25 protein-coding genes and 1 pseudogene are annotated in these 25,525 nt (G+C 58.1%); 12 read left to right on the plus strand and 14 right to left on the minus strand.

Going from position 1 to position 25,525, the window contains the following annotated elements:
* The first annotated feature begins 237 nt into the window (after positions 1–237).
* Entirely contained in the window at positions 238–360 is a 123-nt protein-coding gene (locus AB8B20_RS12965; protein ID WP_439060590.1) for a hypothetical protein, read from the plus strand.
* Here AB8B20_RS12965 and AB8B20_RS12970 read toward each other — a convergent pair.
* Positions 321–563: a ribbon-helix-helix domain-containing protein gene (locus AB8B20_RS12970; RefSeq protein WP_081422132.1), complete on the minus strand. Its 243-nt coding sequence runs from the start codon at positions 561–563 to the stop codon at positions 321–323. The two genes, AB8B20_RS12965 and AB8B20_RS12970, sit on opposite strands and share 40 nt — an antisense overlap.
* Positions 564–2,768: 2,205 nt before the next feature.
* On the opposite strand from AB8B20_RS12970, the gene AB8B20_RS12975 reads away from it, so the two are divergent.
* Entirely contained in the window at positions 2,769–3,095 is a 327-nt protein-coding gene (locus AB8B20_RS12975) for a nuclear transport factor 2 family protein (RefSeq protein ID WP_231079558.1), read from the plus strand.
* 109 nt (positions 3,096–3,204) lie between these two features.
* On the opposite strand, the gene AB8B20_RS12980 is transcribed toward AB8B20_RS12975, so the two are convergent.
* The 3 genes and pseudogenes from AB8B20_RS12980 to AB8B20_RS12990 form a co-directional block, all read right to left on the minus strand.
* On the minus strand, positions 3,205–3,501 hold the full coding sequence (locus tag AB8B20_RS12980; protein WP_120286796.1) for a hypothetical protein: 297 nt from the start codon (positions 3,499–3,501) through the stop codon (positions 3,205–3,207).
* A gap of 135 nt (positions 3,502–3,636) precedes the next feature.
* Positions 3,637–3,855: pseudogene (locus AB8B20_RS12985) on the minus strand (RlpA-like double-psi beta-barrel domain-containing protein); the annotation flags it as partial.
* Between the two features lie 1,447 nt (positions 3,856–5,302).
* Positions 5,303–5,458: a DUF3606 domain-containing protein gene (locus tag AB8B20_RS12990; RefSeq protein ID WP_439073070.1), complete on the minus strand. Its 156-nt coding sequence runs from the start codon at positions 5,456–5,458 to the stop codon at positions 5,303–5,305.
* Positions 5,459–6,216: 758 nt separating this feature from the next.
* Here AB8B20_RS12990 and AB8B20_RS12995 point away from each other — a divergent pair.
* A complete protein-coding gene (locus AB8B20_RS12995; protein ID WP_439072826.1) occupies positions 6,217–7,227 on the plus strand; it encodes a DUF1236 domain-containing protein in 1,011 nt (336 codons plus the stop codon).
* A gap of 137 nt (positions 7,228–7,364) precedes the next feature.
* Here the strand turns inward: AB8B20_RS12995 and mdoH are convergent, their stop codons facing one another.
* The 4 genes from mdoH to AB8B20_RS13015 form a co-directional block, all read right to left on the minus strand.
* Positions 7,365–9,524 (minus strand): glucans biosynthesis glucosyltransferase MdoH, encoded by a 2,160-nt coding sequence (mdoH, locus tag AB8B20_RS13000; RefSeq protein WP_439073071.1) that lies wholly within the window; start codon positions 9,522–9,524, stop codon positions 7,365–7,367.
* Between the two features lie 14 nt (positions 9,525–9,538).
* On the minus strand, positions 9,539–11,002 hold the full coding sequence (locus AB8B20_RS13005) for a glucan biosynthesis protein G (protein ID WP_231081050.1): 1,464 nt from the start codon (positions 11,000–11,002) through the stop codon (positions 9,539–9,541).
* A 581-nt stretch (positions 11,003–11,583) separates the two neighbouring features.
* Positions 11,584–12,195, minus strand: a complete 612-nt coding sequence (locus AB8B20_RS13010) for a hypothetical protein (protein WP_068738739.1) — start codon at positions 12,193–12,195, stop codon at positions 11,584–11,586.
* A 15-nt stretch (positions 12,196–12,210) separates the two neighbouring features.
* A complete protein-coding gene (locus tag AB8B20_RS13015) occupies positions 12,211–12,525 on the minus strand; it encodes a hypothetical protein (RefSeq protein ID WP_068738741.1) in 315 nt (104 codons plus the stop codon).
* 263 nt (positions 12,526–12,788) lie between these two features.
* Here AB8B20_RS13015 and AB8B20_RS13020 point away from each other — a divergent pair, with 263 nt between their 5' ends.
* From AB8B20_RS13020 to AB8B20_RS13030, 3 genes are all read left to right on the plus strand, one after another.
* A complete protein-coding gene (locus AB8B20_RS13020) occupies positions 12,789–13,028 on the plus strand; it encodes a hypothetical protein (RefSeq protein WP_068738743.1) in 240 nt (79 codons plus the stop codon).
* Positions 13,029–14,177: 1,149 nt separating this feature from the next.
* Positions 14,178–14,582 (plus strand): DUF1236 domain-containing protein, encoded by a 405-nt coding sequence (locus tag AB8B20_RS13025; RefSeq protein WP_068738747.1) that lies wholly within the window; start codon positions 14,178–14,180, stop codon positions 14,580–14,582.
* A 360-nt stretch (positions 14,583–14,942) separates the two neighbouring features.
* Complete coding sequence (locus tag AB8B20_RS13030; RefSeq protein WP_139069975.1) at positions 14,943–15,131, plus strand: hypothetical protein; 189 nt, start codon at positions 14,943–14,945, stop codon at positions 15,129–15,131.
* Here the strand turns inward: AB8B20_RS13030 and AB8B20_RS13035 are convergent.
* Positions 15,128–16,468, minus strand: coding sequence for an ATP-binding protein (locus AB8B20_RS13035; RefSeq protein ID WP_158596707.1), 1,341 nt, complete (start codon positions 16,466–16,468; stop codon positions 15,128–15,130). The two genes, AB8B20_RS13030 and AB8B20_RS13035, sit on opposite strands and share 4 nt — an antisense overlap.
* Positions 16,469–16,539: 71 nt before the next feature.
* Between AB8B20_RS13035 and AB8B20_RS13040 the strand changes: the two genes are divergently transcribed.
* Positions 16,540–17,172: a response regulator transcription factor gene (locus AB8B20_RS13040; protein ID WP_081422136.1), complete on the plus strand. Its 633-nt coding sequence runs from the start codon at positions 16,540–16,542 to the stop codon at positions 17,170–17,172.
* A 245-nt stretch (positions 17,173–17,417) separates the two neighbouring features.
* Here the strand turns inward: AB8B20_RS13040 and AB8B20_RS13045 are convergent, their stop codons facing one another.
* Positions 17,418–17,552, minus strand: coding sequence for a hypothetical protein (locus tag AB8B20_RS13045; RefSeq protein WP_276511283.1), 135 nt, complete (start codon positions 17,550–17,552; stop codon positions 17,418–17,420).
* A 155-nt stretch (positions 17,553–17,707) separates the two neighbouring features.
* On the opposite strand from AB8B20_RS13045, the gene AB8B20_RS13050 reads away from it, so the two are divergent.
* The 3 genes from AB8B20_RS13050 to AB8B20_RS13060 all read left to right on the plus strand — a co-directional run bounded on the left by AB8B20_RS13050 (position 17,708) and on the right by AB8B20_RS13060 (position 20,212).
* Positions 17,708–18,640: a DUF1236 domain-containing protein gene (locus AB8B20_RS13050; RefSeq protein ID WP_439068589.1), complete on the plus strand. Its 933-nt coding sequence runs from the start codon at positions 17,708–17,710 to the stop codon at positions 18,638–18,640.
* A gap of 167 nt (positions 18,641–18,807) precedes the next feature.
* Entirely contained in the window at positions 18,808–19,047 is a 240-nt protein-coding gene (locus tag AB8B20_RS13055; protein WP_081422159.1) for a hypothetical protein, read from the plus strand.
* A gap of 703 nt (positions 19,048–19,750) precedes the next feature.
* Positions 19,751–20,212: a low affinity iron permease family protein gene (locus AB8B20_RS13060; RefSeq protein WP_068738758.1), complete on the plus strand. Its 462-nt coding sequence runs from the start codon at positions 19,751–19,753 to the stop codon at positions 20,210–20,212.
* 307 nt (positions 20,213–20,519) lie between these two features.
* On the opposite strand, the gene AB8B20_RS13065 is transcribed toward AB8B20_RS13060, so the two are convergent.
* The gene (locus tag AB8B20_RS13065) at positions 20,520–20,729 is read right to left on the minus strand and encodes a hypothetical protein (RefSeq protein ID WP_120286804.1); all 210 of its coding nucleotides are present in this window, start codon (positions 20,727–20,729) and stop codon (positions 20,520–20,522) included.
* A gap of 685 nt (positions 20,730–21,414) precedes the next feature.
* On the opposite strand from AB8B20_RS13065, the gene AB8B20_RS13070 reads away from it, so the two are divergent.
* Positions 21,415–22,278: a hypothetical protein gene (locus AB8B20_RS13070; protein ID WP_120286805.1), complete on the plus strand. Its 864-nt coding sequence runs from the start codon at positions 21,415–21,417 to the stop codon at positions 22,276–22,278.
* A 655-nt stretch (positions 22,279–22,933) separates the two neighbouring features.
* On the opposite strand, the gene AB8B20_RS13075 is transcribed toward AB8B20_RS13070, so the two are convergent.
* Entirely contained in the window at positions 22,934–24,076 is a 1,143-nt protein-coding gene (locus tag AB8B20_RS13075) for an AI-2E family transporter (protein WP_068738762.1), read from the minus strand.
* A gap of 542 nt (positions 24,077–24,618) precedes the next feature.
* Between AB8B20_RS13075 and AB8B20_RS13080 the strand changes: the two genes are divergently transcribed.
* Positions 24,619–24,771, plus strand: a complete 153-nt coding sequence (locus tag AB8B20_RS13080; RefSeq protein ID WP_158596709.1) for a hypothetical protein — start codon at positions 24,619–24,621, stop codon at positions 24,769–24,771.
* A gap of 64 nt (positions 24,772–24,835) precedes the next feature.
* Here AB8B20_RS13080 and AB8B20_RS13085 read toward each other — a convergent pair whose 3' ends face one another.
* On the minus strand, positions 24,836–25,039 hold the full coding sequence (locus AB8B20_RS13085; protein ID WP_068738889.1) for a cold-shock protein: 204 nt from the start codon (positions 25,037–25,039) through the stop codon (positions 24,836–24,838).
* Positions 25,040–25,112: 73 nt separating this feature from the next.
* Entirely contained in the window at positions 25,113–25,322 is a 210-nt protein-coding gene (locus tag AB8B20_RS13090) for a hypothetical protein (RefSeq protein WP_120286841.1), read from the minus strand.
* Between the last annotated feature and the right edge of the window lie 203 nt (positions 25,323–25,525).

Raw genomic sequence — 25,525 nt, forward strand, 5'->3', positions numbered from 1 at the left:
CATGCCTGAAATACCTGACCGTGACGATGCAAATCGCCGCTCTGGAGAGTTTGCAGAAGGGCTATGGCCAGTTGAGGATCGTAAACGAAGCCCCGGTCGTTGAGCGAACGGCTTCGATCACGACGTGAAAAGCTTCGACTTAACAGTGGGTCCGTCCCCGAGACATTTACCCGGCCCCGTCTTGCCGCCAGACAACGAGCGCGCGCTTATTTCGCGGATTTTCCAGCGGAGGCATACATGACGATGATTGAGCATTACCGGCCGGTTGCTGATGACCGCATTGAATTTCACAATGCGAACGTTGCCAACAGCCGGCTAAGTTACGCGGGAGACCCGTCCTTTATTTTGGCTTTGAAATGATGCAAGACGAACAGACGGACGGCCGAGGTTAAGTTCACCTGAGGCCCGTTGCGGTCGACCAGTCTGACAAGGGCTGCTGGGCTCGTCCCTCGTTCACTGGCAATTTCCTTTAAAGCGCTCCAAAACTCAGGCTCAAGGCTGACGCTCGACTTCGATCCGTCGGCTTTAACGAGTCCCTGCTTTCTCCTTTTCGGCTGAGGCACGCTATTTCACCGTTTTGGTTTGCTGATCGACAGGTGCCTTACCTTCGTTTCTGATGACCGAGACCGCGCCTCCAATGAGACCCAGCAACAAGATGAAGCCGAGCGCGTAGCCGTAAATCGGTCGGATGGATCGTCGCGGACTCTTCAACATAGAGGCTACTTTCAAGGGTCCCCCGGTGTTCGAGGCGCCGCGGCGAGGCAACCAGAAAATCGAACTCCTGACGAAGACACACTCATGCGAGGCTTTCTGAGAAATGCGAGAACCAGAAATTGTTCCCATCTAAAAGTGAAGTCGTTCGGGAACAGGTTTTGTTAGTTTGCATTTCTCGGTTGGGGCGCCACGAGAGGAAACGACATGCGAAAGCTTCTTATTGCAAGTGCAGCGCTGACACTTATTGCAGCGCCGGCGTTCGCCCAGACGACGCCGAGCTCGCCCACTGCACCAACAACGTCGGATCGGACGACGGGCGCAGTTGGCTCGGAACGTGGCAACAACGCCAGCTCTCTCAGCGGTTCGAACGCAGCTGCAGGAAAAGCCGGTGGCGCCAACTCAATGAACAACGTTGACCAAGGTCGCACTAGCGGCGGCGGCGCGGGCGGTGGCGCAGGCGGCGCAGGCGGTGGCGCAGGCGGCGGTGCCGGGGGTGGCGCGGGCGGCGGGAACTAACTGTTCAGTTGGACGGATGTACTCTGCTGGACAGCCGGGGCCTCGGAGCAAGTGCCGGGGCCCTTCGCCTGAGCACGCCTATTGGCCATACTTCAATAACACTTGCCGACATGCTTTCGAAATGCGCGGCCTATTCTGCTGAAGGCAGGAAAGCACTATATCCCCGCCCTGAATCGCTTGTGCGCAATAGCGCTTCACGCTGGCACGGCACGCAGCCTGCTCCTCCGGCGTTCCGCTGCTTTGCGCAAGGGCTGTGCCGGAGAATACGATTGCCGCGGCTATTAAAAGGATCGAACGTGTCATCAGTAACTCCTATCTGCCCTTGATAACAGCTCTCCGCTTTGCTCTGTTCCTCCACGGCTCGCCAATTGGAACACCATCTGGCTGGCCACTTGGTCGGATCTCACCGCACCATCGAGCGCGATGGGGTTGGAACACCATTCGCGCGTGCGAGCTGGGCGCGCCCAACACCTGCTCGTGGGAAGAACATGAACGTATTGCATCAATGAGCGTCTTCGCTCTCTTACTTTCTAAGGCGCGCGCCTGGCAGAAAAGCGGCTGGACCGGTACGATCCGGCGAGCCTGTCGATCGGCCAGCCCGGAACGAATCATTCGGCGGGCTCTTAAAATCCCGGTCCGTGCGTGTGTCAGCGATGAACGCGGAGGCGAGAATGTTCCTGATGGGCCTTGGCGCTAGTCCTAGGCGGCGTCTTGCACATGGCACGCGCCGCTATTTGGCGGGGATCGCTTAGCGGCCCAGATTCCTCCCGGCCAGTTCGCGACACTCTGGAGCCACCGCGGCGGGGCTTGAGATTCTTGGGGCTCGGAACGAACTGGCCGGGCATTCTCCTAATGATAATTGGTGCGGTTCTGTTGGTGTCGGGGGCCAGTTTCTAGACCGCAAATGTTCGCCCGGCTTGGCTCGATGCAAACCTTTTCCGACGGACGAACCCATCTATCACTACGGCAAGAAGGAGCCGGCGTGGCACGACCGAACAAAGCTAGCGAGGGACCAATGAGTGAACGAGATGATATCGATCATCTAATACGTTCTGTGACCGCGGCGAGAAATCTGTTGAGAGACTACATCGGGCCGGGCTCGCGAAGTGCCGTTGATACAGTCGATCGGCTGGACGTGCTCGACGATCGGGACTTCGTTGGCACGCTGGATCGACTCAATCGGCGCAAAGTGATCCGATTGATCGAATGACGAAAAAGCCACCCGGGCATGACAACGGACGGCATTGTGATGCGGCTGCTGGCTCCCCGTCCGGTGCCGCCGCATTCTTGGATAGGCTGATCGAGCTTGGTTAGGGCATCGCTAATGCGCTCGCTCGTGCTGTCGATCCGACCATCGGAGCAATCCCCAAATTCCAAAGTGCTAAGAGGACGGCGATCACCAAACACCACCAACATACTGGTATACCGTCCACGGCGGGGTTTCAGACCACTTCCCTGAATAAACCATTCAGGACGCATTCATTAGACTACTTCTAAATCGCTTGTTAGACGCATACGTTTGGCAAGTAGGTGAGAAAATGTCCTTTGACCCAATGGCCGCGGTAGTTGATTGGCTGGATGCTTATCGCTCAGGCGACCTTGAAAGTATTCTCGGCCTTTATGCCGACGCCGCTACGATCGAATGTGGTTGCGGCGGCGCGACGACGATAAATGGTCGCGAGGCTTTACGTGCATATTGGGAGCAGCGCCTAAGAGATTCTCCGGCCGCGGACTTGGATAATCTCGAACCGGCCCGTGATGGCGTTGCCGTTACTTACGTTTGCCACGGCTCAAATATCCGCGCTGGCTTTGAATTTGATGCTGCTGGCCAGATCACCTTCCAAAAATGCGGCCCGCCAAATTAGGGCCACTTGACCGCGCAAACCGGCTAAGGGTCATCAGGCTGGTCGAATAAAAAGCCCAGTCACCATCGCCGGCGCCGAGCAAGAGCGGCCGCAGGCTAATCGCGGGTACCTACCCGACTTCATCATCTGGCGGTTTTTTTTCGCTGCGCCAATCGGTGTTCGCCGTGTCGTCGTAGCCGCTTCTATTACTGTAGAACATCAAGGCCATCAGGCCGCATCCAATAACGAGTGAGAAAACCGTCCCGAGCGCCAAGGCGATCCAACCATGGATCGACATCTCAGCGTCCTCAGCTGACGTCCATGCCATCATCGACCAGACAATTGCGAAGAGCAGCATGGCGAACAGAACGATTAAAACGATGGCCTGACCAAAGTTAATCGTCCGGGATGGATTTTGCTCGCGCATTGCAACCTCCCTGTCGGCACCGTGCCGGTCCGGCTATTAGACACTCCATCGCAACGGATTACAAAAAGCCCGGCCTCCGTTCGACAGCCTGGCAAGTTCCGGAGGCAAACACGACCGGGTCACCCGCTCGTGGGGCTACCGGACGGTGACGCGCGCGATACCGCCCATGCCGATTGCATTGGCTGCTGCTTGAGACAGATCGATGCAACCGCCCTTGATACACGGGCCGCGATCCGTGATCCGAACTTTTACCGACCGATCATTGGCTTTATCACCGTGACGTGGCTGCCGAAGCGCGTGGTGCGGTGTGCGGCCGCCAGGGCGTAATTTGAACCGTTCGCCCGAGGCCGTCCTGCGGCCGTGATAGCCATCTCCTACGCCGTATGTCTAGCGATGCAGGTTTCCTCCTTGGTCACGGTGACGTTGAGGGATACAACGCCTTCGAGGAAGTTCTGAGCAGCAGCAGGCCTGACGGAGAGCACGCACAGCCATGCTGCCGCTAAAAGGTGGGTCGTTGAGTTTCCATTTGTGTTGATGCTAGATTTTCCCGGCCCGGAGCGATCCCAGGAAACACACGCGACGGTCGGCCCGCCGCTCAAGGATTCGGCTGTGCGCCGGGCCATTTCATTAGCTGCTATTTGATGGAACGAAATCTATTATTGCCGCTTTTTCCTGCGGTCGGCAGTTGTGTGGTGCTGTCGGCCGGGCTCGGCGGCTTCCCCACCCCCAAAACCCAACGCCGCCGAGCCTCCTATGATTGTATTCGGCTGATGTGCCCTGTGCCGCCGGTGACAGGCGATGGCGAAATCCGCTCCGCAAGCCGCGAGAAGCAGCTAACGAATTTCGTCGATAAGGTTGAGTAGTTAGGTTAAGGAGCGGCTTGTGTTGTGCACATGAACGATGGGCTTAGCGTCAAAAGTGTCGCGTGACGTTGCCGGACTTGTCGTTCGTACAGGCAACATTTCAATTGCGTGGCACGGGGTCGCTCAATTGCAATATGAGCGGCCCCACTAAGCTGGGCGGATGTTGACCGGAACGTTGTCGATCAGATCTGATTATTTGAGGAGCCGATCGTATTCCTCCAAGGTCACACACTCCGGTTTCCGTCGGCCCAGGAAGGATCCCAAGTATTCTGTTTTTCCGGCGGCTGGCAGATGATCCCTTACGCTGTCGCCGGGCTCGGCGGCTCGCCATGTCCCTCAACCTCAGGCGGCCGGGCCTTCCATTATATTATTGGGGGCTGATGAAGCTCCGCCGGAACGAAACCATTTGATCCCAATTTTCACGAGTCGACAGCTTTTAAAGAAGCTGTTGGCCGGGCTCAGCGGCGTTCCCTGCCACCCAACTCAACCGTCGCGGAGCGTCTCCAGTTTCAATCGCAGGGCTCGGGATCATTCCGCACCGAGTTCAGTGAGGCGGCCGGCGGCAGCCGGAATGAGCGCAGACTTGGACCTGAGGACTTAGCCGGGGATCTCCCAGTTGGCGAAGGCCAAGTCGGCGTCAAACCTTCGGCGACGCGCGAAGGTAGGACCGGTAAAACTCCACGCTAGCCCGCTGAGCGCTTGACATCCCTTGGCGGGCCATTGGCCGCTCGGGATCGATATGCCGCGATAGCCCGATTGGACAACAGAAGGCGGCTCGTGATGCCCTCTCGCATCAGTCTGGCTACGTGAAATGTGAGGAACTGGTTAGCCTCACGAACATCTTCCAAGTCTCCCGAGCGCCGCAGAAAATCGAAAGCGATATCGACGGACTCATCAAGAAGCGCAGCGAGCGAGACAGTAGTCAGGGTCGCCTCCCGTTATGAAATTGCGAGCTCTTTACGCACGGTCGCGGTAGAGTTGCCAACTTTTTCGACAACGCTTTGCAACTCCTCCTTCGGAACCTTGAGGTGCTTGGTCCAGTATCGAACTCTTGCTGCGACCTTGCGGATTTTTTTTAAGATCGTCCATAACAGCCTCGATTCGCGTGTTAAACGGCGGACAGCGGCATCAAGTTCCCGCCAAGACCGCTACAGACACATCTGGCGCCAGTCGCGCAGGTTAGCGCTCTGTAAAGCGTTACGATCACATAAAGGAGCCGCGCCAACCCAAAGGCCCGCGCGGCGAGTTCGTCTATGCAAGAGTTTGCGTGCATGCAAGGACGTGGGATCAAGAGCTCTAATTGAGCGTTGTTCCAAGCGACTGGTGGTGGGAAAGGTATGCAATTGCGACCCCGCTGCGGAGCGGCTGAAGGTCGTCTTATTCCGAAGCCGGGGAGTCGTTGAGACGCCGTTCTCGGTAGGCCCGCAATGCGTCCCGTCTACAAATAATTTTGGTCCCGCTAAAACACCATACGGTTCCCGTCACGTTGCGAGCGTCGCGGGTGCGCCGCGAGCATGTGTCTGCCTTGACGTACTCCCCAATTACAATAGTTGCTTGATTGCCGGAACGGTCCGGCGAATTTTGCGGGAATACAAAGAGGGAGCCGGTTAGCAGACTTGAGCTCGCAGGCACGGCGTCGAGCAGAACGATGCCGCAGCTCGCATTAAGATCAGCAGGCGCCGTGCAATTGCGCCAGGCCCTCGCTCTCCGGCTCTGCCACGCGGCCATCAATGCCTACGCGACCGAGAAGAGACCCCTTGTCATTAGAATTTGCCACTTATTCCCGACTTCTATCGGAACTACCGTGTGTCTTCCTCGTTCACGATGACTACAAAAAATGGAGGAATTGATCATGAAGGCGCGTTTCTTATTTAGCACGGCGGTCGGCTTGGTGTTCGCCACCGCAGCAATTGCTCAGTCGCCAAGCGCGACAGCAACCTCCCCTAGCACACAACAAACGCAGTCCCCGAGCACCTCTTCGCCTACGACTCATAAGGCACCCGATACGACCAACGATCGGTCCACGTCCACCTCACCAAGCACATCCACCAGCTCTTCGCAGGCGCAGACGACTGCTCCATCGTCGGCGGCCGGGTCTTCGACATCGCAGCCCCCGCAAGCGCAGACCAACACGCCGCCCGCAACGGCCGGCGGCCAGATGCAGGCTCCGACCAGCGGCGGTGCTAACGCTGCAGCGCAGCCAACGACAACGAGTAATACGGCGCAGTCTCCTTCTAACAACGCGGCGCAAGCTCCCTCGACGAACAACAATGCGCAGTCGCAATCGACCAGCGTCAATGCTTCCGTCAATATCAATGACCAGCAGCGCACGCGTGTTACCCAGTCGATTTCTCGGCTCAACGTGCAGCCTCTTAACAACGTTAATTTTTCCCTGACCGTGGGCGCCTCTGTCCCCCGCGACACCCGTCTGCAGACGCTTCCCTCTGAGGTCGTCGAAGTCGTACCGCAATATCGAGGCTACAGCTTCTTTGTGGTGCGCGACGAAATCGTCATCGTCGAACCTTCGACCTTGCAAATCGTAACTGTGCTGCCGCGCTCCGGTGGATCAACGGCCGCCGCGCCTGCACCGGCCCGCTCCAAGGTCTCGTTTACCGACAAGGACCGGGACGTTGTGCGCAAGCACGTCAAGACGAGGACAACCGAGCGCCAAACGACCGGCAGTACGGCCAAGACGGTTATCCGCCGCGGCGAGCGTCTACCGGAAACGGTCGAGATTGAAGAATTTCCCGACGTCGTTTACCGAGAAGCTCCTTCACTGCGCGACTACCGCTACATCCACCGCGAAAATCGCACCTATCTGGTCGACCCCGGAGAGCGCGTGGTGATCGACGAAATTGACTGACACGACTTCACAAAGTGAATCGAGGCGGCCAATGGGCCGCCTCTTTTTCGCAATGTCATTACAAAGGCCGCAACCTCGGGTGCGATGGCTGTCATATGGGGGCTCGCGCACTTTTCCGTATTATATTTTGGCAGGTCCTACTCAGACTTCGTGGCGTGTGCCTTATCGGGCAGTGCAGCCAATTGCTGAAGCGCGACCCGACTGTTCAGCGCCGCAAAAGTCTCGCGCATACTGAAAAAACTGACGGCTTCGTCAAAATCCTCAGCTTCTACAATTTTTGCTCGCGCGATGGCGAGGTCGGAATCGATCTGGCCACGGCTGCGTGGCTCATCAACCAGCGATCTCAAATGGGCCGCGCACAGATCCAAGTCCTTACGCAATTCGTGCAGCGAGCTTGCGCCGTAGATCGGTGCCGCCAAGGCCAACTCTTTTGCGCGAATCAGTACTTTCGGCGGTAGATTCTGTTCGGGAGTTGCAAATAAGCGGGCGTGCTGGCCTGGCTGCAGCGCGCGCGACGACACGATGGCCAGCGGCATCGACAGCCACAAACCTACGATTACCGGCGTCATCCACAGGAATAGCGGTAGCGACACCGCATAAGCGCTAATCGCCATCAGTACACCGAACACGGTCGGTACCGCGTACTTTTTGACCACTTCGCGGATCGGGACAACGCCGTCGTCGCGGCGCTGAACCTGCCAGCCGGCATCCCGACCAAGCAGAATCTCGCCGACCGCCGACGATTGGAAGATCATCATCACTGGCGCGATCAGGCCGGACAGCAAAGTCTCGACGATGATGCCGGACAAAGCAAGAAAGCCGCCGCCGAACCGCGCTCGATTTTCGGCCTGGGTGAGCAGCAAAACGTAGGCAAGCAGTTTTGGTACGATCAGAAGACCCATCGTGCCGGCGAAGACCCAGGCCGCGCGAACCGGATCTTGGGCTGGCCACTGCGGAAACAGCGAAAACCCCTTTGCGAAATATTCCGGACGCACAAACTGGGCCTGCAGCGAGATGAGAATCCCGAGCACCAGAAACATAAGCCACAGCGGCGCAGTTAAATAAGAACCGATGCCGGTCAGGAGATGCAACCGCGAGACCCAATGAAGCCGTGGCGCTCCCAGCACAGCCAGGTGCTGCAGATTGCCCTGACACCATCGGCGGTCGCGCGCTGCAAAATCGAGGAGCGACGGCGGGCACTCCTCGAAACTGCCGCCCAGTTTCGGTGCCATGTGGATCGCCCATCCGGCGCGCCGCATGAAAGCTGCTTCAATGAAGTCATGGCTGAGAATATGGCCGCCGAACGGCTTGCGCCCGGGAAGTTCGGGCAGGCTGGCATGTTCTGCAAAGGCGCGCACGCGGATGATAGCGTTGTGTCCCCAGTAATTGCCTTCCGAGCCGTGCCACCAAGCGATTCCGGAGGCGATTACCGGGCCGTAAAGCCTGCCAGCGAATTGCTGCATCCGTGCGAACAGCGACCGCGCATTGACAACGATAGGCAGCGTTTGGATCAGACCGACGCCGGGATGCTGCTCCATGCCGGCGACCAGGCGCACGATCGTGTCACCAGTCATGAGGCTGTCGGCGTCCAGGATGATCATGTGATCATACCCAGCGCCGAACCGCTTGACCCAATCCTCAATATTTCCCGATTTGCGCGCGGTGTTGCGCATCCTGTGGCGATAAAAGATGCGATCGCTGGCAGTCTCGCGGCGCAGTTTCAAAATGGCTTTTTCCTCGGCCACCCAGATTGCAGGGTCAGTGCTGTCACTCAGCACGTACCAGTCGAACTGCGCGGCGTAACCGGTCTCCGATATAGATTCCCACATCGCCCGCAACCGCGCCGTGATCTGATGGGGATCTTCGTTATAGGTCGGTAACAGCATCGCGTTGCGGCTTGAGATCATCGCAAGTGGCGTAAGCGGTTCTATAGCGAGCGGATCCCGTGCGCGCATCAACAGTAGGGCGAAGCCGGCCAGCGCCGACATAAACGAGAACGCGACCCAGGCGAACAGCAGCACGAAGAGCGCCAGGACCATGCCTTCGAGGATGGTCACGCCGCCGACCTTCAGCACCTCGAACATCTCGTAACCGCCGGCCGCGGTCAGGGCCACGGTGCCGAGGAGGATGTAAGCGCGCCGCAGAACAGTCGGCATGGGCCTGAACTGCGCGCGTCGTTGGGAGGAAGCTGGCCCTGCGAGCCCATCCGATATCATCGTCAGCGGCATCTCTGGCGGTAGAAACCCCTCGCCCGCGCCGGCCGGCAACGCAGCCGCAGGCACGGCAACCAACGGCATTGGGTTCTTCACATTCACGGTGTCCATCGATAGACCCAAACTTCGGAGATCGCCTGATCGTCCTGCATCAAAGAAGCGCGCAATTCGACCGGCGCCTTACTCTTGACCGGCATTTCGAAACTCAGGCGCCAGCCGCCGTTTTGCGGATTCCGCTGTGTTACGATATTGCGGATTTCAACCTTTTCGGCCGTGACAACACCTTTGATCTTGGTGGGATCGATGGATTTGAGCTTGTCGCCAATCAGATCGAGCACAAATAGCTTGGTATCGTCCCCGCGCGCACCGATGCCGCTGCGTGAAAAGATCGCCAGCGCCGACGGCTTCGGTTGATCGGGCCCCCAATGCAGGCGGTAGGTAAACGCGAGTTCGCCCTTTGCTGGAAGCGGGTTTTTCGGACGCCAAAAGGTACCGATATTGTCGTGAATCTCTTCCTTGGTCGGAATTTCCAGCAGTTGCACCGATCCCTCGCCCCAATCGCCAATCGGCTCCACCCAGAGACTGGGGCGCCGTTCGAAACTTGATTCGAGATCCTGGTAGTCGGAGAAGTCTTTCTGCCGTTGCATCAGTCCAAAGCCGCGCGGATTTCGGTCTCCGAAAGAGCTGATCTGCAGATCGCGCGGGTTATGCAGGGGTCGCCAGAGCTGCTCGCCTCGCCCGTTGAAAATTGCCAGACCGTCCGAATCGTGCACGGCAGGGCGGAAATCGTCCACTTCCTTGCGGTCGTTCGGGCCGAAGAAGAACATGCTCGTGATCGCCGCGAGGCCAGTGTTCTTTATTTCCACCCGCGGATAAATGACCATTTCTACATCGAAAATGGTCGTATCGCCTGGCCGGATGGTGAACCGATAGGCGGCCGCGGCACTTTCACTGTCGAGCAACGCATGGACTACAATCGAGTTGGCGTTGGACGCCGGCTTCTCGATCCAGAAGGACTTGAACTGTGGGAACTCCTCGCCGGCCGCCTCGCCGGTGTTGATGGACAGGCCCCGCGCGGACAAGCCGTATACTTGGCCTTTGGCCACCGCGCGGAAATAGCTGGCGCCGAGAAAAACGCAAACCTCGTCATAGTAATCGGGCTTGTTGATCGGGGCATGCAGTCGGAAGCCGCCGAAGCCTAAGTCAGCCCCGGCCGGCGGGGGCGGCGTAGCGCCAAAGGAGAAATTCTCAGGTTGATAAGGGACTTGGGTCGCCTGGCCATTGGCCACTTCATAGATATCGACGCGATTGGTGTAGAACGAGCCTCGATGAAAGAACTGCACCTCGAAGGGCAGCTTCTCGCCGCGCCACAAAGCCTTCTCCGGATTAAAGCGCAGCGCGCGGTATCGGTCGTAGTCCAGATCCTTGAGGGAGTCTGGCAGCTTGTTGTCTGGCGCCTTGAACGCCTTGGCGGCGGCTTCCCGCGCCATTTGCCGCACCACGGCGGCGTCGAACGGCACAGGCCCGGGAGCTGCGCGGGCGCTGCGCGGGATAATCGTCATCAATGGCAAAGCGGCCGAAGCGCCGAGAAGTTGTCTGCGGTTCAAGGTGTCTCCAAACGCCAGAGTGATATGCAATAACACGCGCTGCACCATCGAGTTCCGCGAGCTGGAACATTCAGCGCTCTGCGCTTGCCTTGATTGCCGGTGTTTCCCGACTCTACCTCACTAAACGCTGGCGTTTCCCAACCCGCGGTTGGCCGGTGTCAAATGCCAGTCGACGGCGCACGAACTGACCATAGAACGAGTAAAAATAGCGCTGTCCGGTTACCGATAGACGTTCAATCACTCGGTTCACGCCGTGCGAGGCCGCTAAGTCACCATTCAATGCGGCAGCCAAGATGCCCCCTGCCGGATGACTCACAAAAACCCTCAAGATCAGCTTTCAACGACGGACGCAGCGCTTCGACGATGCTGCATTGATCCGCATTAGTGCTGCCAATTTATCCCGCCGGTTGTTCATAATTCCCCGTCGCGTAGCCCGGTGTCTCGCATCGGCCGCCTGACACGCCACACCACTCCGCCCTGACTGCTGAGCTTGACCTCCGGTGAAGAAAATGGCCCGCCGAAGCGGGCCATCGTTGTTATCGGGAACGACCGTACAATTCTCGCTCCTTGCGCACCTGCCCCGCATCGTAGGGCGGGCTTGCCGGGTCATACCCGCTCCAACCCGACTTCTCCCAGGCCACACGGCGATCATTGAGATTGACTGACGATGGGCTCATCAGCGCCTCGAGGCGCGCGCGATCGGCCTCGTTGACCTTTGCCGAGACCAACGTGCCGCCGCGGCGAACGCCTTCCGCGTAAAGCGGTGCATCTTCCTTGGAGACGCCAGCCTCGGTCAGAGCACCAACAATGCCGCCGGTTGCTGCTCCGGCGGCAGCGCCGACTGCCGTGGCGGCAAGCCATCCTGCCGCGACAACTGGTCCAAGGCCAGGAATTGCAAGCAGCCCTAGTCCGGCTAGAAGGCCCGCAGCGCCGCCGATCCCTGCACCGATTCCGGCACCGGTGCCGGCTGCTTCGGCGCGATCATCGACGCCATCACCGTCGCGGTCCTTCTTGCCATCGAACCAGCCCTCGGAGTTGTTGGCCACGATACTGATGTCCCCATGAGGAACGCCGGCGGCCTCAAGGCTTCCGACAGCTTTCTGCGCTTCCGTATACGAATCGTACAAACGCGAAATGGTCACGGTCATGAGATTACCTTCCGATTACTTTGCTGCGTTGACGTTGCCCTGGAAATCGACGCTGATCGCACTGGTCGAGCCCCCCTTGGTCGCTTTGCCGCGCCATACGCCGTTGTCGTCTTTTTTCAGTTCGGTGACGTTCGTGTACCCAGCCTTTTCGATGGCACTCTTGGCCTGCCCCTCGGTGAAGGAGTTGCGTCCGGCGACCGGCGCATTGGAGTTCTTCTGCTCGCTGTTGACGGCATTGTTGCCCGGACGATCTTTTGCCGCCGGGCTCTGGGCATGGGCTACTCCCGAGATCAGGAGAGCGGCGACACAGATAGTCGAAACGCGTTTCATAGGTCCCTCATAGGTTGGTGTTTGGGATCCTCCAACAAGCTGTTAGCTGACGCGTTCCATTGATTGCCGAAAAAAGGCCTGGACCTACGATAGCGGCGCGACATCCCTTGCTTATGCCATTCTTTCCCGTAACGGCGGATCATATGGCCGGCTTGCGTGCCTTTGCTTGACTCACCGCCAAACCATGATCGGGAACTTTCGGCAATTGCGCGGATTGATTGACGCGTTTGCGTCTCGCAAATTTTGCAATTGGAGGATACACCATGAAAACACTTTATCTCGCCGGAACCCTAGCTGCTTTCGCTTGTACCTCGGCCTTCGCTCAAACGACGACGGTTTCCAGCGACTACTACGTGGTGCGCGATGCCACCACCAAGAAGTGCACAATCGTTGATAAGAAGCCAACGACCACGACAACGACGATTGTCGACAACGGAACGTTCAAGACCAGAACGGAAGCCGAAACCGGCATGAAGACCATGAAGGTCTGCACAGAGAACTGACGCGCGTCAGCACCCGTCACTTCGATCGGTGACGGGTGCTTGTGCCGACCGGTCACGGTATCGCGGTTCCGATTAGCGAGAGTCGACGCGACTAATCGCAAGGATGCGCAATCGCATGTCCAGCGCTCCACGACGTCTCGCGCTTGCAGCACATGTCGGCGCGGCTCGAGCCTTAGCGAATGGCAGTGCCAGCCTTCGCGCGTAGCGGAAAGCGGGACACGCATGAATCGATCACTCAATGGGTCCCGTTGCCGAATGCTAATCGAGTGGGCATCACGCCTCTGTTGCAATTTCAGGAGCACATCGATCGATTAAGGGAACCTCCGTCCGCGTGACACATCCCTCGCAGCGAGCGCCAACGCTAAGCGTCGTTCTAAGTTAAGCCTGCGATCTTCTATTGGCGGCTTGAAAATATTATCGCGAGCGACCACGCCTCGATGCTCGTCGGCTTGGATTGCATCGATGTTGCAATCTTCGAACGTGCAGTACGTGAAAGCGACGCTGGTGGTCCCCTCATCGAGCAGTATCTGGCATTTGACGAACTCACAGCAGTCGTATCTCAGGAAAACGGGACGCCCGCGGAAATCCAGTACCCTTCCCTGAAATCTCGTTTGGTAGATGACGTGTTCGTCCGCACCATTGTCTGTGTTCATTTCGCGCCTAGGATTTCTGTTTATAGTTCGGTCATGCATTAGTCGGCTATCGATCCCACTATTTTCTAACGTCAGAAAATCTGACCTTCCACCAGCTCATAGCGGTCAATCCCGGCATGGAGCGTCAGCCGCCTCGGCGATGTCGACAAACAATTCCTCCGACGCCGGATGCGCGTCCAAATCCCCGCGCTCTATATGCAGCTGTCTTCCTCCTCGGCAGCAATCGAGATACCAGGATTTCCCGCTCGTCTATTTCCGCCAGGGCTCATAATAGTCAGCACCACGCTTTCTGAATCACATCCAATAGTTATGATAGGTCATATAAGTCAATGTACTAACGGGTACAAACGTGGCGCGCGGTCCTCGATCACTCGGTTAGAAGCCGTTTCCCCGCCTTCCACACGGCGATGGAAAATGTCGGGATAAAGCGGCAATTCGACGGAACGACCCTAAGCGTTGGCAGTTTTCACTCCGCCAACACACCAGGAGGACGATCATGAAATTCATTTCCACGGCTGCCATTGCAATCGCTTCGCTGGCCTACTTCTCGCCTGCCCTCGCTCAGAATGGAGCGGCGGGCGGAGCCGTCGGCGGCGCAATCGTCGGTGGCGCCGTCGGCGGCCCTGTCGGTGCCGCCGTTGGCGCTGCCGCCGGCGCCACGGCAGGCGGCATTTCCGAGGCCAACCGTCCCCGCTTCCACAGCTACGTCACCGAGCGTCGTCACCCGTCATACCGGTATGACCGCGAGCTACGCGTCGGTGCCGTATTGCCCGACAGCGGCGTCACCTATTATGAAGTTCCGCGAGAGTACGGTTCCACTGCCTATCGCTACACGGTGGTCAACGATCGGACCGTACTGGTCGACCCGGGCACCCATCGTATTGTCGAAGTGATCGACTAAGCGCGCTTTTCGAGGCGGGCCGAAAGGGCCGCCTCGACCAGTTCGACGCGTCTTTGTGGGAGGATCATCTTGCCCATATTTCAATATTTCGTGTGGGTCGGCGCCGTACTGCTGGGAGTTCTATTTGCCATCGGCGAAAGCGACAGCTCTCCGACAAAAAGCTCCTCCGCAAAGGGCTGGAGGCCCACCGATTCACTGCGCAGCATGGCGCATCATCGTCAGCCGGAAGACCCGCCACGTGCCCGGGACGCGGCGTTTCGCATCGTCAAATAATAGATCGGAGGCCCCAAGCCCTGTCTATTCAACGTGCCGTTCCTAGAGACTTAAGCAGGTCGTTGCTTTGTTCAGGAGTTGCTAGAGGTGGATGACTTCCAGCTAATGACGATCATAGCCGAGGCTATTAGCACTTGTGCTATCGAGAACCGCAACGGAGAAAAATTGCCGATAACGAGCGAGCAAGCGACCTGCGTTGCAAAGGTAGTGATCACGGCTCTCTCGCTGGCCGGTTTTGAGATCACGCCGATGGCAAAGACGGCCGGTCCAACCTAATCCGGCGCTGCCAGCGGTAGGCTACACCGGATTGTTGTCCATCCGTCGGCACGGATGTAGTCAAACTTTCCTTCTAAGGCGCGGAGGCGCTCCTGCATCCCCGTCAGGCCCCGGCCGAATTTCGGCTCTAGGGGCGCCCTCGCACCATTATCGGCAACCTCGACCAGAATAGCTTCGTTCGTCACCTCGGTCTTCACGCTCATCTTAGACGCACCGGCATGTTTCAGGACGTTGGTGATGCCTTCCTGCAGCAAACGGTATACGGTCTGAGCGACCACACTGTCCGCCGTGACGATCCGGGGATCGATCTCGAATGTCACGGCCATTTCAGGCACCTGCGTGTGTACGTCACGCAAAAGCTTTTGGATGCTAGCATCGAGACCCAGCTCTTCGATGAGCATTGGTCGCAGCCGCTCAAGAATGCGGCGGTTGGCGATTTGCAAAGCCTCTACCGCCTGCAGCACGCGCTCCTCTCCCATAGACCGGTTGGTGCCGCTGCCGCGGTCGTCGATCATAGCAGTAACGTTAGCCCGGATAGCAAACAGAAGTGGACCAAGTTCATCGTGCAACTCACGCGAGATGTCACGTCGCTCCTCATCTTGGATGGAGATCATCTTTCGTAATAGACTTCGGTTCTCTGAACTGAGGCGACCGAGAGTCAAAGCAAGCTCGTTCACGGACAAGCAGCTTTCCCGAACTTCAGGGGGGCCGGAACAATCGACTTTCTTCGAGAAGTCACCAGTGCGGAGCCGTGCCAGCCCCTCAGCGAGATCGCGTAAGGGCTGCAGCGCTGCGCCAATCGTCACAAACGACAAGAGGCCGGCAAGCAATGCCATGCCGACGAGTGACCCGAGAAGCGAGAGAAAGCCGATCCATTTCTCGTAGATCTGCGCAGAGAGATCTGGTTCGAAAATAAGATCGCCGACCCGGCGACCTTGGACCAGGACGGGAATATGCTGCGCAAGGTCAGGCACGAACAGCGCTTTCACGAACCATTCCGGGACCCTGCCGGACGTCTTGCCCTGCTCCGGTGCATGCACCTCGCCATCACGGCGAAACCGGATCGCATCCGCAGGTGTCGAACCGAGCTGATCGACGAACGCCGCGAGGATTGCGTCGGGTCTTGTGGAGGCCGCGAGAGCGGCGTTCAAACCCGCCGCGACGGTGATCGCCGACCGCGCCGATGGCTCGTTTTCCTCCAAAATTTGATCCGAGGAGAAAATCCATAGCAAAGCGAGGCCGGCAATCAGGGCGCTCAGAAACATGCCGCCCAGCAGCACGCAAATGCGTGCACGCAGCGACAAAGTCGTCCACATTGGAATCATTAAATTGGTCAACCCGGCACCATTCCTCTGGTCAAAGCGTTGAAATCCAATATGCATAGCATAATTGCGAGATTGTCCCGCCGATGGCACAGCCTGTGAAGCTCCTGATTGTCGATGACCACCCCGTCGTGGTGTCGGGCTGCCGTTCGCTGTTTGCGTCGGACCCTACAATATCCATCGATGAGGCGGTCGATGAGAAATCGGGGCACCGCGCCTATCTATCTAAACGACCCGACGTGACGATCATCGACATCAATCTGCCGGATCTTTCCGGCTTCGAGTTGATGCGTCGTATCCGCAAGGATGATCCCGACGCGCGTATTATCATGTTCAGCATGAATGACGATCCAGCCTTTGTAGTCCGAGCCATCGAGCTCGGTGCCCAAGGCTATGTCTCTAAGGGCGACGATCCGCGCCTGCTCATCAAGGCAGTACGCAAAGTGGCCGCGGGTGAGAACTTCATTTCTCCGCATCTCGCCAAGACAGTAACGTTCTCAGGCGCTGCTATCCGGGCAAATCCGGCCACCAGCATGTCGGCCCGGGAACTGGAAATTCTTCGGCTCCTCGGCCGGGGCGACAAGATCGTTGAGGTCGCCGACGCGCTCGGCATCTCCTACAAGACGGTAGCAAATACCACGTCCCTACTGAAGCAGAAGCTGGGCGCACGGAACCACTCCGATCTTATCCGTATAGCCGTCGAGATGGGCTTAAATTAGAGTTCTTCACGATCAAGTCTTGGCCGCTTCTTTCGGCACAGCTCCCATCAGCCGCAGGCTTAAAGCCTAAGGACGTGGATCGACAAGTGGCTAGCGTTCCTATGACATGGGAGAAAGTGCCGCCACAGTCTTAGGGAGGCGCGACGCCTGTCGCCGGATCCGCGCGAAATTGCGGAAACGCTGCTGCATTGCGTGCGTGGGCGCAGCGCAACAACAGCGCCAGGCGCGGAACGAGTGGCGGACGCTTAATCGCGTCCGCCGGACTTATCACCAATGATGACGATGACCGCGGCCGCGGCTCCAGCCGTAATGATGCCCGCGCCCGCGGGACCAGCCGTAATGATGTCCGCGTCCACCACGATGCATGTGGCCATGACCATGACCGTGGCCGCCCTTTATCTCGATCGCATCGCCCGAAGCTGTCATCGGCGCTAGCGGCATAGCGGCCACGGCCGCTCCACTTCCCGCCGTCAGCAAAAGGGCCGCGACCCCGGCGATTATCATCCGTTTCATATTGCTCTCCTTTGACCGCACCATGCGGCCGTTGACACAAATTCCCGGGCTGCGATGGGTTCCTGAGCTCGGCGTTACGAAGACAACAGCTGGCATCAGCGCATCTTTTTGGAATATGGCGCCGCCCGTATTGCTTCTTTTACCCGGAATCGTCATCCAAGAACGGAACCAAGAAACTGCTTTCGCTGTTGTTGCGCAAGACCGAATGAGCGGTCTCGACAGTGGAGGTCATAAAATGAATAGGAGATTGATGGGATCGGCTGCGGCCATTGCCTTGATTGCCACGACTGCTTTCGCTCTGGCGCAGGGCGGCGGCGCGAGCGGATCAAAGGGCGGCGATGCACCTGCCGCATCAGCACCGCGGGCCGGCGAGGCTCCTTCGACCAACATGCCCGCTGCAAAGGGGACGGCAAGTGACGGCAAGTCGATGACCGATTCCAGGTCTGCACCTGATGCCAAGGCCGCCTCCGACCAGAAGGCCGCGCCTACCAAACCAGCAACGACCGCCCAGGATAAGCCTGCCGTCGCTCCGTCGGATAAAGCCGGGACCTCTGCGCAAGAGCGCACCGACACAAAGGGCGCGAAGTCCGCGACGGACACCAAGTCGACAACTGATACCAAGGCTGCCACTGACGCTAAGACCGGCGACGGCAAGGCCGGCTCCGCGTCTACGACGGGCAATGCCGCGACGTCTGCAACCGTTGCCCTTCCTGCTGAAAAGCGCACGCAGATCACTAGTGCGATCCGGCAAGAAAAGGTCGAGGAAGTTCGCAATGTGAACTTCAACATCTCAGTAGGCGTGACGGTACCGTCTACAGTGCGCGTGCACCCGCTCCCAACGCGAGTGATCGAAATCTATCCAGAATGGCGCGGATACGACTTCATTCTGGTCAATGGTCGTTACGTTATCCTTCGACCGCAGACGCATGAGATCGTCTACATCATCGAAGGTTAGGCCCGGCGCCGCCTTGTGGCGCTAGACACTCGTTCCTCGTTCACTCTACTGCCCCGGGTCCACATCCGCGGGCAGTTTTTTTTGGCCTTGTGCGGATCAATGCAGCTACAGCGGAACGATTGCCACTTTATCCCGTTGGCGTCTCGGTTGAACAAGGGAGCTTGAAGATGAAGTTATCAACTTACGCATTTGCCGCTGCCGTCGTGGCGACCATAACTACCCCGACCTTTGCAAGTGCGCAGGACGTGCGCGTTCGCATCGGCGAGGATCACGGAATGTCCCGCGACTATGACCGCGGCTACCGCGGCCCTCGCGCGGAATATCGCCGCGATCATGGATGGCACCGCGGCTGGCGCAATCGCGACCGGGTGGTAGTGATTAAGCAGCGCCGTCATCGTTGGGATTGATCCTAGGAAGTGGCCCGCATGGGCCACCTCCTCCTTTTCTGACAAGGTTATCCGCATGACTTTTCTAAAGACATTCGATCGACGTGCAGCTGGCTTAATAATTTTCGCTGGTTCCATCACGTTAGCATTTGCGACCCAGGGCTCCGCGGTGCCTAATGCCCCCGCAGGAGCTTCTGACGCGCTAATCGCATTAGGCAGAGCGCCTATGGACCAAGACGCCGCACGGGTTTCGCAAACTGCTGCCGATAGCGTGTGCGAAAAGCAAAACTGGCCATACTACTCCGAAGAATGCCTGCGCGGCGAAGGCGGCGGATCCGCTCCGCGTCAAGTTCACCTACAACCGGCTGCTGTCGAGCCGGCGAAGCCGACACCTATCCTCGCCTCTACAAACACCGCCGAGCGCAAGCCAACTGAGTTCCGCCAAGTCACAGAAACGCCCCGCCGGCGTAAGATGCGCCAGACGCCGCACTATGCAAGCCGGCGCATTTCAAGGCCACAAGTGATGCAACGTGAGGATTCCGAGCAACTACCCTTGACCTGGTGAGCTTGCTACAGCGTTTGCGCGTAATGATTGTTGGGCTATTGAGCGTCACGTTATCCATGGGTGCCAAGAAATGTCGCGCCTGGCGTGCCCGAGCGCTCGAGCAATAAATTACCATCGCCTTGAATTTGCACGGCATGTTGTGGAAGGTCGCACCGGCAAATGGATTCAATAGTGTCAAACAACGAACGTCGCAGCGGATTTTCCCGCTTTTTTGGAGACCTTGCTAACAAGACTTCTCAACTCGCGGGTCGAGCCACGACGTTCATCGTCGCAGCCGCCGTCGTGATCATCTGGGCCGTGACCGGTCCTCTGTTCGGTTACTCGGACACGTGGCAGCTTGTCATCAACACGGGGACGACGATTGTGACGTTCTTGATGGTCTTTCTCATCCAGAACTCTCAGAACCGAGACAGCGCCGCCATTCAGGTGAAGCTAGACGAACTCATCCGAACGAGTGCCGCTCATAACTCATTCGTCGGCATCGAGCATCTGACCGACGAGGAATTAGAGGATATCCGGACCAAGTGCGAGGCACGCGCTGCTGCCGAGAAGGTCGGTGAAAGGACTGTGCAACGCATGGGCGAGAAAGCTCGCGAAGCCGCGGACGCCGCCGGGTCCTGATGGACGGATGATGCGGGTTCCGTCCTGGCTTCGCAATCCCCCTCATCGTAACTTTCGTCGTCGGCATGTCCATGCGCCGGCTCAGGACTAGACGACGCTCGGCATCCTGCCGACCCGTTCACGGGCCGGGGTGTCAAGTTCGCCGCAACCTACAACGAAGCAAGTTGGTCAATCCGCATCGGCTAGCCTCCGAACACGAACCGCAGGACTGTCACGATGGTCGCGGAAATGAGGAATGAAATCGCGAGCAGTGTCCAATTCGGCCTTGTGCTTCCTTGAGCCCATCCAGCGAGCATTTTCATGCCCGTCAACATTCGTCTTGGGGAAGCCGGCGCAGGTGCGCTATGCCGAAGCTGGCGAGTTCTTCGGTATCGCTTTCTCGCGTTTCACCACTCCTGTGCAGATAGCGCTCCAGCAGGCAGCGGCGGCTGTCCTGTGTATCGACGTCGGGATGCGCCGCCCTGTACACCGTCCATGCTGTCTCTGCCGCCCTTCTCACCGCCACTTCGTCAACCATTCTCGCTCCGGCGATTGCTTACAGTCGGTGCCAACTCAGCACGACGGCGAAAGTTGCCAGTTCTTCCCGAAACGTCGGCCATAGCGGAGAAGCGCGCGGTGTGTCGCCGTAAATTGACGTTCAATAGATCAGTACATTTTTGTCCCGCAGCCCGGACTGGGCATCCATTTGAAAGATGGTAGCTCATCGTTTTGCTCCTCGACGGCCCGGAAGCGCCGCCGTGGTGCTGGAGGCTAAGGACCGCCGCGAACGATCAATCAAGGAGCTAGCAGGCCTATTCGCCGTTTGGACGCGAGGTCGTTTTTACCGCCCGAAGGCCATCCCGACGGGCGCCTTCGGCCACAATCATCTTTTTCCCGGTTGGGGAATACGTTGGAGGCCGAGAAGACACAAGCGAGCGATGAGGATGCGCCGCAGCCCCTGGCGGCAGGTAGAGCCACCGTCACTTAAGGCCGCGAGCCTCAACGCGTCGGGAACAATAAGCAATATTCGAGAGTTTGAAAACGCAGGGCAAAAAAGTCGATTCATGCAGCAGACGGCCGAGCGATGCTTTTGAATACAGCGGTGAGGACTGCAGGCTCTGACGGTAACAAAACGAGGAGAAGAACGATGAATGGTTTGATTTATCTGGTGGGATTAATCGTCGTCATCTTGGCCGTGTTGTCATTCTTCGGGTTGCGCTGAGATGGTTGAATCGATTGAACCTGGCGCAGCTTCCGTTGAAGTCCCCTCAAGGTATTTGAGCTGGACGCCCGTAATCCTCGGTGCCCTCATAGCGACCGCGCTTTCGTCAATTCTGCTGGCCTTTGGCGTAACGATCGGACTTGGCGTTTCATCGACGGCTCCGACTTGGCGGGACGCCTCCGCTGCGCTTTGGATATTGTCGGGACTTTATCTCATTCTCCAAGCCGCGCTGAGTTTCGGAGTGGGAGGCTATATTGCAGGGCGGACAAATGTCGGTCTGGCTGCTTTGGATACCGCCGAAATTGAACAGCGCGATGGTCTACATGGACTCGCTGCGTGGGCGCTTGCCGTTGTTCTCGGCGTAGCGCTTGCGGCCTTCATTGGAAGCGCGACACTAACGCGGCCGAACAGTAACTCATCGTCAGCACGCACCAGCGCTGCGGAGCCTTTGCTAAGCTACGAGATCGACCGCCTGTTCAGGCCCTTGCGTCGCGCCGCAAACGTAGACCTTCTGCAGGAACGTGCGGAGGCGGGAAGAATTCTCTTGACCTCGTCGAGCCACTCGGGAATGAGCAGCGAGGATCGATCTTATCTTGCTCAACTCGTTGCCGCGAACACCGGTCTCGCCGGCGCAGAGGCGGAAAAACGGGTCGATGCCGCGATTGCAACCTCTCAAGCGTCGATAGCCAAATCTCGACGGAGTTCAGTGATCCTGGCCTTCTCCGTCGCGGCGGCCATATTGCTGGGCGCGGTGATCGCGGTGGCCGCCGGCAGCGTCGGCGGCAGCCACCGCGACGGTGCAGCGATGCCGCATTGGATGGGTGCTCGCGGATCTGGAGCTGCCTATCGACGTGAGGTCGCGTGAGTTAGGTGGAACGTAGTAGATCGAATTGAATGCGCCGATCTTCTCGCTAACCTTGGCTGCCGCAAGTCTTGTACTGAACAGCGGCTAAGGCGGACGACGGGGGCTTTAGATTTCGCTTGGATTTATTAGGCCAAGCCGTTCGATGGCGCGTATGACGCCTGTGGGCGAAACCTGAAGCAAGCCGTCTACGCGAGCCACATGCGGGCTGGAGGTCACACACAGCAAGGCCCTCAACCTCACAATGGCCTTGCGCCAAGACCGGCCGTTTCGCCGGTCGGGTGTTGTAAGACGACGAGTTGCCTTTCGTTGCCGCGTGGATTCGCCACTGCTGACGGGCGCGATCTGGTGAACCCTCTAATCGAGTAATTCTTGCTTAGACGCGGCTCAACTCATTATTTCGTTGCCTGCGCGCGAGCTTCGCGGCGCTGAAGGTGAACTACATCAATGCCGGGGATTGGCTAGAGGTTAATTAACTCCAGCGCAGAACGCCTTGACTTAAAAATGATTTCTGCCGTATGGGCCCCTCCCGCGGACCACGATCTTTGGACCATTACTGATGTTGTGACGGCAAAGGCACCTCCTCGGTTGTTAGTAGCTAGCGTTGTTCATATGGAAATCTTTCATTTTGCGGAGCTCTTCAAGAAGGATCACAAAGTTACTGCGGCACTGGCCGGAAGATCCACTCGCGCCACACGGTCAGTAGTGCTGCCATAATGACAGGCCCTAGGAATAAGCCGAACAGGCCAAATGCAGCAATACCTCCAAAGATACCAACAAATGCTAGAAGAAAGGGAAGTCGCGCCGAACCACCGACCAGAGTGGGCCATACGAAGTGATCGCCAGCAAGCATAACGATCGCACCCCATAGAAACACCCCAGCGGCCGCAAACCCACTGCCTTCGCCGGAGACCAAAACTAATGCCGCCGCGGTGAAAGCCAACCAGGCTCCGAACGGTAACATCGCGAATGCTATGGTTATTATAGTAAACATCACGGGGGTCGGTACGCCGGCGACCAAGAATCCGACACCAATAAGCAATCCTTCGCCCACAGCGACGAGAATTGTGCCGTTGACCGTGCCGCGCGTCGCTTCGACCATTTTCTCGACGAGTCCCTCTCCTGGATCGCCGATAAGGCGGTCGCACGTCTCGAGGAAACGGCTCGTGACAGCGCGACCATTACGGAGGAGGAAATACAAGGTCAGAAGTGAGAACAGCAACAGAAAAAGACGATGAAGCAGCTGTGAGCCGAATGTTTTAAACAACTCCGACGCATTATCCGCGTTAACAGTTTGAAGCCATGCCGCTGCAGCTTTTGGATCCGAGAGGTTGGCGCGCCACCAAGTTTGCAGAGTTTCCGCAACGAGCGGTAGACGCGCGACCCAATCCGGCACCTCAACACCGCTCTCGCGGGCTTGCTTTAGCCACCTCACAAGAACGTCGCCTTGCTGCGCGATTTGGTAGATGGCAAGTGACAGTGGGGTGAACAGCACCAAAGCCACGATTGCGGTGAAGATGAACGCTGCCAGACTTGAATGACCTGACGAAAAGCGCCCCGCAAACTTAAGATACAGCGGCCACAGGGCAACTGCGAGAATGGTGGCCCATATCAGGGCCGGCAGAAAAGCTGAGGCGGTCCATGTCCCGAGGCCGAAAAGGACCAGGGCAAGCACGACCCGGGAGTTCCTACGCGCGTCAGCTCCTAAAGGTAGCGGCTTTCGCTCTGCTTTGGGTGACGCTTGTTCGATGTGCACCATCCGTCGCTTGCGCAACGCTTCCGTTCCGGCCTTTTCTACCATCCATCACGCCCCCGTTTATCGGGGAAGAACAAAAAAGACTGTCGTTCAGTTCCAATCGGGAAAATGTTGCAATGCCATGAACGAGCACCGGATTTCGATTCTGAGGGGCGGACGTTCGAATCGCTCCGAGGCCAACATGAATTGCCCAGCAAAATTCAGCTACTTCGCTCGGTATCGGCTTCGTTCTTTTGCAGATTTACGTGCTGCATCTCGTATCTGCTAAACCCCTTCGATTCGGGCTTTCCCTTTTAGTCACGATGAGTGCACGCAATACGGTATTAGCGAATCGCTCTATGCGCGGTAACGCCGTCGATGCGGCAAAATGCTGTGACGACACCTCCTGAAAACCAATCCATCCTGAGGTTCGCCGAACGGCCCGATGCCCCCCAAGGCTAGGGTTCGAGCGCGTGGCGGGGCCGTCTTCGTGGTTGTCGACGGTCCCGCTGTTCGTGCGCGGCCGCTATCGTCTCGTCAGCAAAATAGAACTGAACCTCTGCGACAGCTCGCCGCACCTATGAAGGCCAGCAACACAGGAGGCCATCATGCCAGTCGCACTGAAGCAGCCAACGCCCTCGATCGTCACAGCACCCACAACGTCGCCTTGGATGCATCTTGTCTGGTTCGGGGCGGCCGGACTGTTCGTATCGATCCTTGCAATGACCTACGGCTTGGATCTCAGCCCGGGTTTCTTCTGAGCAAAGGAGAACCGCCGGGGGACTGGGAAACCGGCGGATCGATATTTCAGTCAGTTCGCCGCAATCAGCCGACGCGCAGGTTTTCTGCCGACGTCTTTCCGCGGTTTTCCTGCTCTTCGTAGCTGACCTTGGCACCCTCGTTGAGCGTGCTCAGCCCCGCCCGTTCCACGGCCGAAATATGCACAAACACGTCCTTGCCACCTGTGTCCGGCTGAATGAAGCCGAAGCCCTTGGTCGCGTTAAACCACTTTACGGTACCAGTCGCCACATCGCTCTCCCTACGGCTATCGGCACAACGTCGCATGAAGCCACCGAGAGTCAAGAAGAGCACGCACGAGAGACTAGGACGGCGAGTTATCGAATGTGGCCACGCCTGCCTCTATGACCTCGATTTCATTCTCGACAGCATCCAGCGGCACGCGAAAATCGAAACCGGTCCGGCTTCGCAGGTCCTTAGCGATGCGCTTTCGATGATCCAGCAGACCGACCAGCGCCGCCCGATCACCAACCTGGATGTATGCGCTGACGATAAGCTCGATTGCTGGTGCCACTGCCGCCTCCAAAGAAAACCCGCCGGGTCGCTCCGGCGGCTCTGTCGTTTCGTCTACCAGCTAGCAGTAGGCATTACAGTGCCGCTTGAGATGAAGCTATCGGAGGAACCTTAAAGAAGGATCCCGACCGCAGTGCGGTGATGATGCGGTCGATGGTTTGGACCGCGCGTTTCGCGACACAGGCCGGCTGTGGTATTCGCCAT

Source organism: Tardiphaga sp. 866_E4_N1_4, assembly GCF_052076075.1.
Classification (GTDB): Bacteria; Pseudomonadota; Alphaproteobacteria; order Rhizobiales; family Xanthobacteraceae; genus Tardiphaga; species Tardiphaga robiniae.

Excerpts from the sequence above, each read along its gene's own strand:
- AB8B20_RS13040 (WP_081422136.1), top strand. The coding sequence starts at position 16,540 with ATGGCACAGCCTGTGAAGCTCCTGATTGTCGATGACCACCCCGTCGTG.
- AB8B20_RS12975 (WP_231079558.1), top strand. The coding sequence starts at position 2,769 with ATGTCCTTTGACCCAATGGCCGCGGTAGTTGATTGGCTGGATGCTTAT.
- AB8B20_RS13010 (WP_068738739.1), bottom strand. The coding sequence starts at position 12,195 with ATGACCGTGACCATTTCGCGTTTGTACGATTCGTATACGGAAGCGCAG.
- AB8B20_RS13065 (WP_120286804.1), bottom strand. The coding sequence starts at position 20,729 with ATGGTTGACGAAGTGGCGGTGAGAAGGGCGGCAGAGACAGCATGGACG.
- AB8B20_RS13075 (WP_068738762.1), bottom strand. The coding sequence starts at position 24,076 with ATGGTAGAAAAGGCCGGAACGGAAGCGTTGCGCAAGCGACGGATGGTG.
- AB8B20_RS13025 (WP_068738747.1), top strand. The coding sequence starts at position 14,178 with ATGAAATTCATTTCCACGGCTGCCATTGCAATCGCTTCGCTGGCCTAC.
- AB8B20_RS13070 (WP_120286805.1), top strand. The coding sequence starts at position 21,415 with ATGGTTGAATCGATTGAACCTGGCGCAGCTTCCGTTGAAGTCCCCTCA.
- AB8B20_RS13050 (WP_439068589.1), top strand. The coding sequence starts at position 17,708 with ATGCGGCCGTTGACACAAATTCCCGGGCTGCGATGGGTTCCTGAGCTC.
- AB8B20_RS13055 (WP_081422159.1), top strand. The coding sequence starts at position 18,808 with ATGAAGTTATCAACTTACGCATTTGCCGCTGCCGTCGTGGCGACCATA.
- mdoH (WP_439073071.1), bottom strand. The coding sequence starts at position 9,524 with ATGCCGTTGGTTGCCGTGCCTGCGGCTGCGTTGCCGGCCGGCGCGGGC.
- AB8B20_RS13005 (WP_231081050.1), bottom strand. The coding sequence starts at position 11,002 with ATGACGATTATCCCGCGCAGCGCCCGCGCAGCTCCCGGGCCTGTGCCG.
- AB8B20_RS12995 (WP_439072826.1), top strand. The coding sequence starts at position 6,217 with ATGAAGGCGCGTTTCTTATTTAGCACGGCGGTCGGCTTGGTGTTCGCC.
- AB8B20_RS13060 (WP_068738758.1), top strand. The coding sequence starts at position 19,751 with ATGGATTCAATAGTGTCAAACAACGAACGTCGCAGCGGATTTTCCCGC.
- AB8B20_RS13080 (WP_158596709.1), top strand. The coding sequence starts at position 24,619 with ATGCCAGTCGCACTGAAGCAGCCAACGCCCTCGATCGTCACAGCACCC.
- AB8B20_RS13020 (WP_068738743.1), top strand. The coding sequence starts at position 12,789 with ATGAAAACACTTTATCTCGCCGGAACCCTAGCTGCTTTCGCTTGTACC.
- AB8B20_RS13015 (WP_068738741.1), bottom strand. The coding sequence starts at position 12,525 with ATGAAACGCGTTTCGACTATCTGTGTCGCCGCTCTCCTGATCTCGGGA.
- AB8B20_RS12965 (WP_439060590.1), top strand. The coding sequence starts at position 238 with ATGACGATGATTGAGCATTACCGGCCGGTTGCTGATGACCGCATTGAA.
- AB8B20_RS13045 (WP_276511283.1), bottom strand. The coding sequence starts at position 17,552 with ATGGTCATGGCCACATGCATCGTGGTGGACGCGGACATCATTACGGCT.
- AB8B20_RS12980 (WP_120286796.1), bottom strand. The coding sequence starts at position 3,501 with ATGCGCGAGCAAAATCCATCCCGGACGATTAACTTTGGTCAGGCCATC.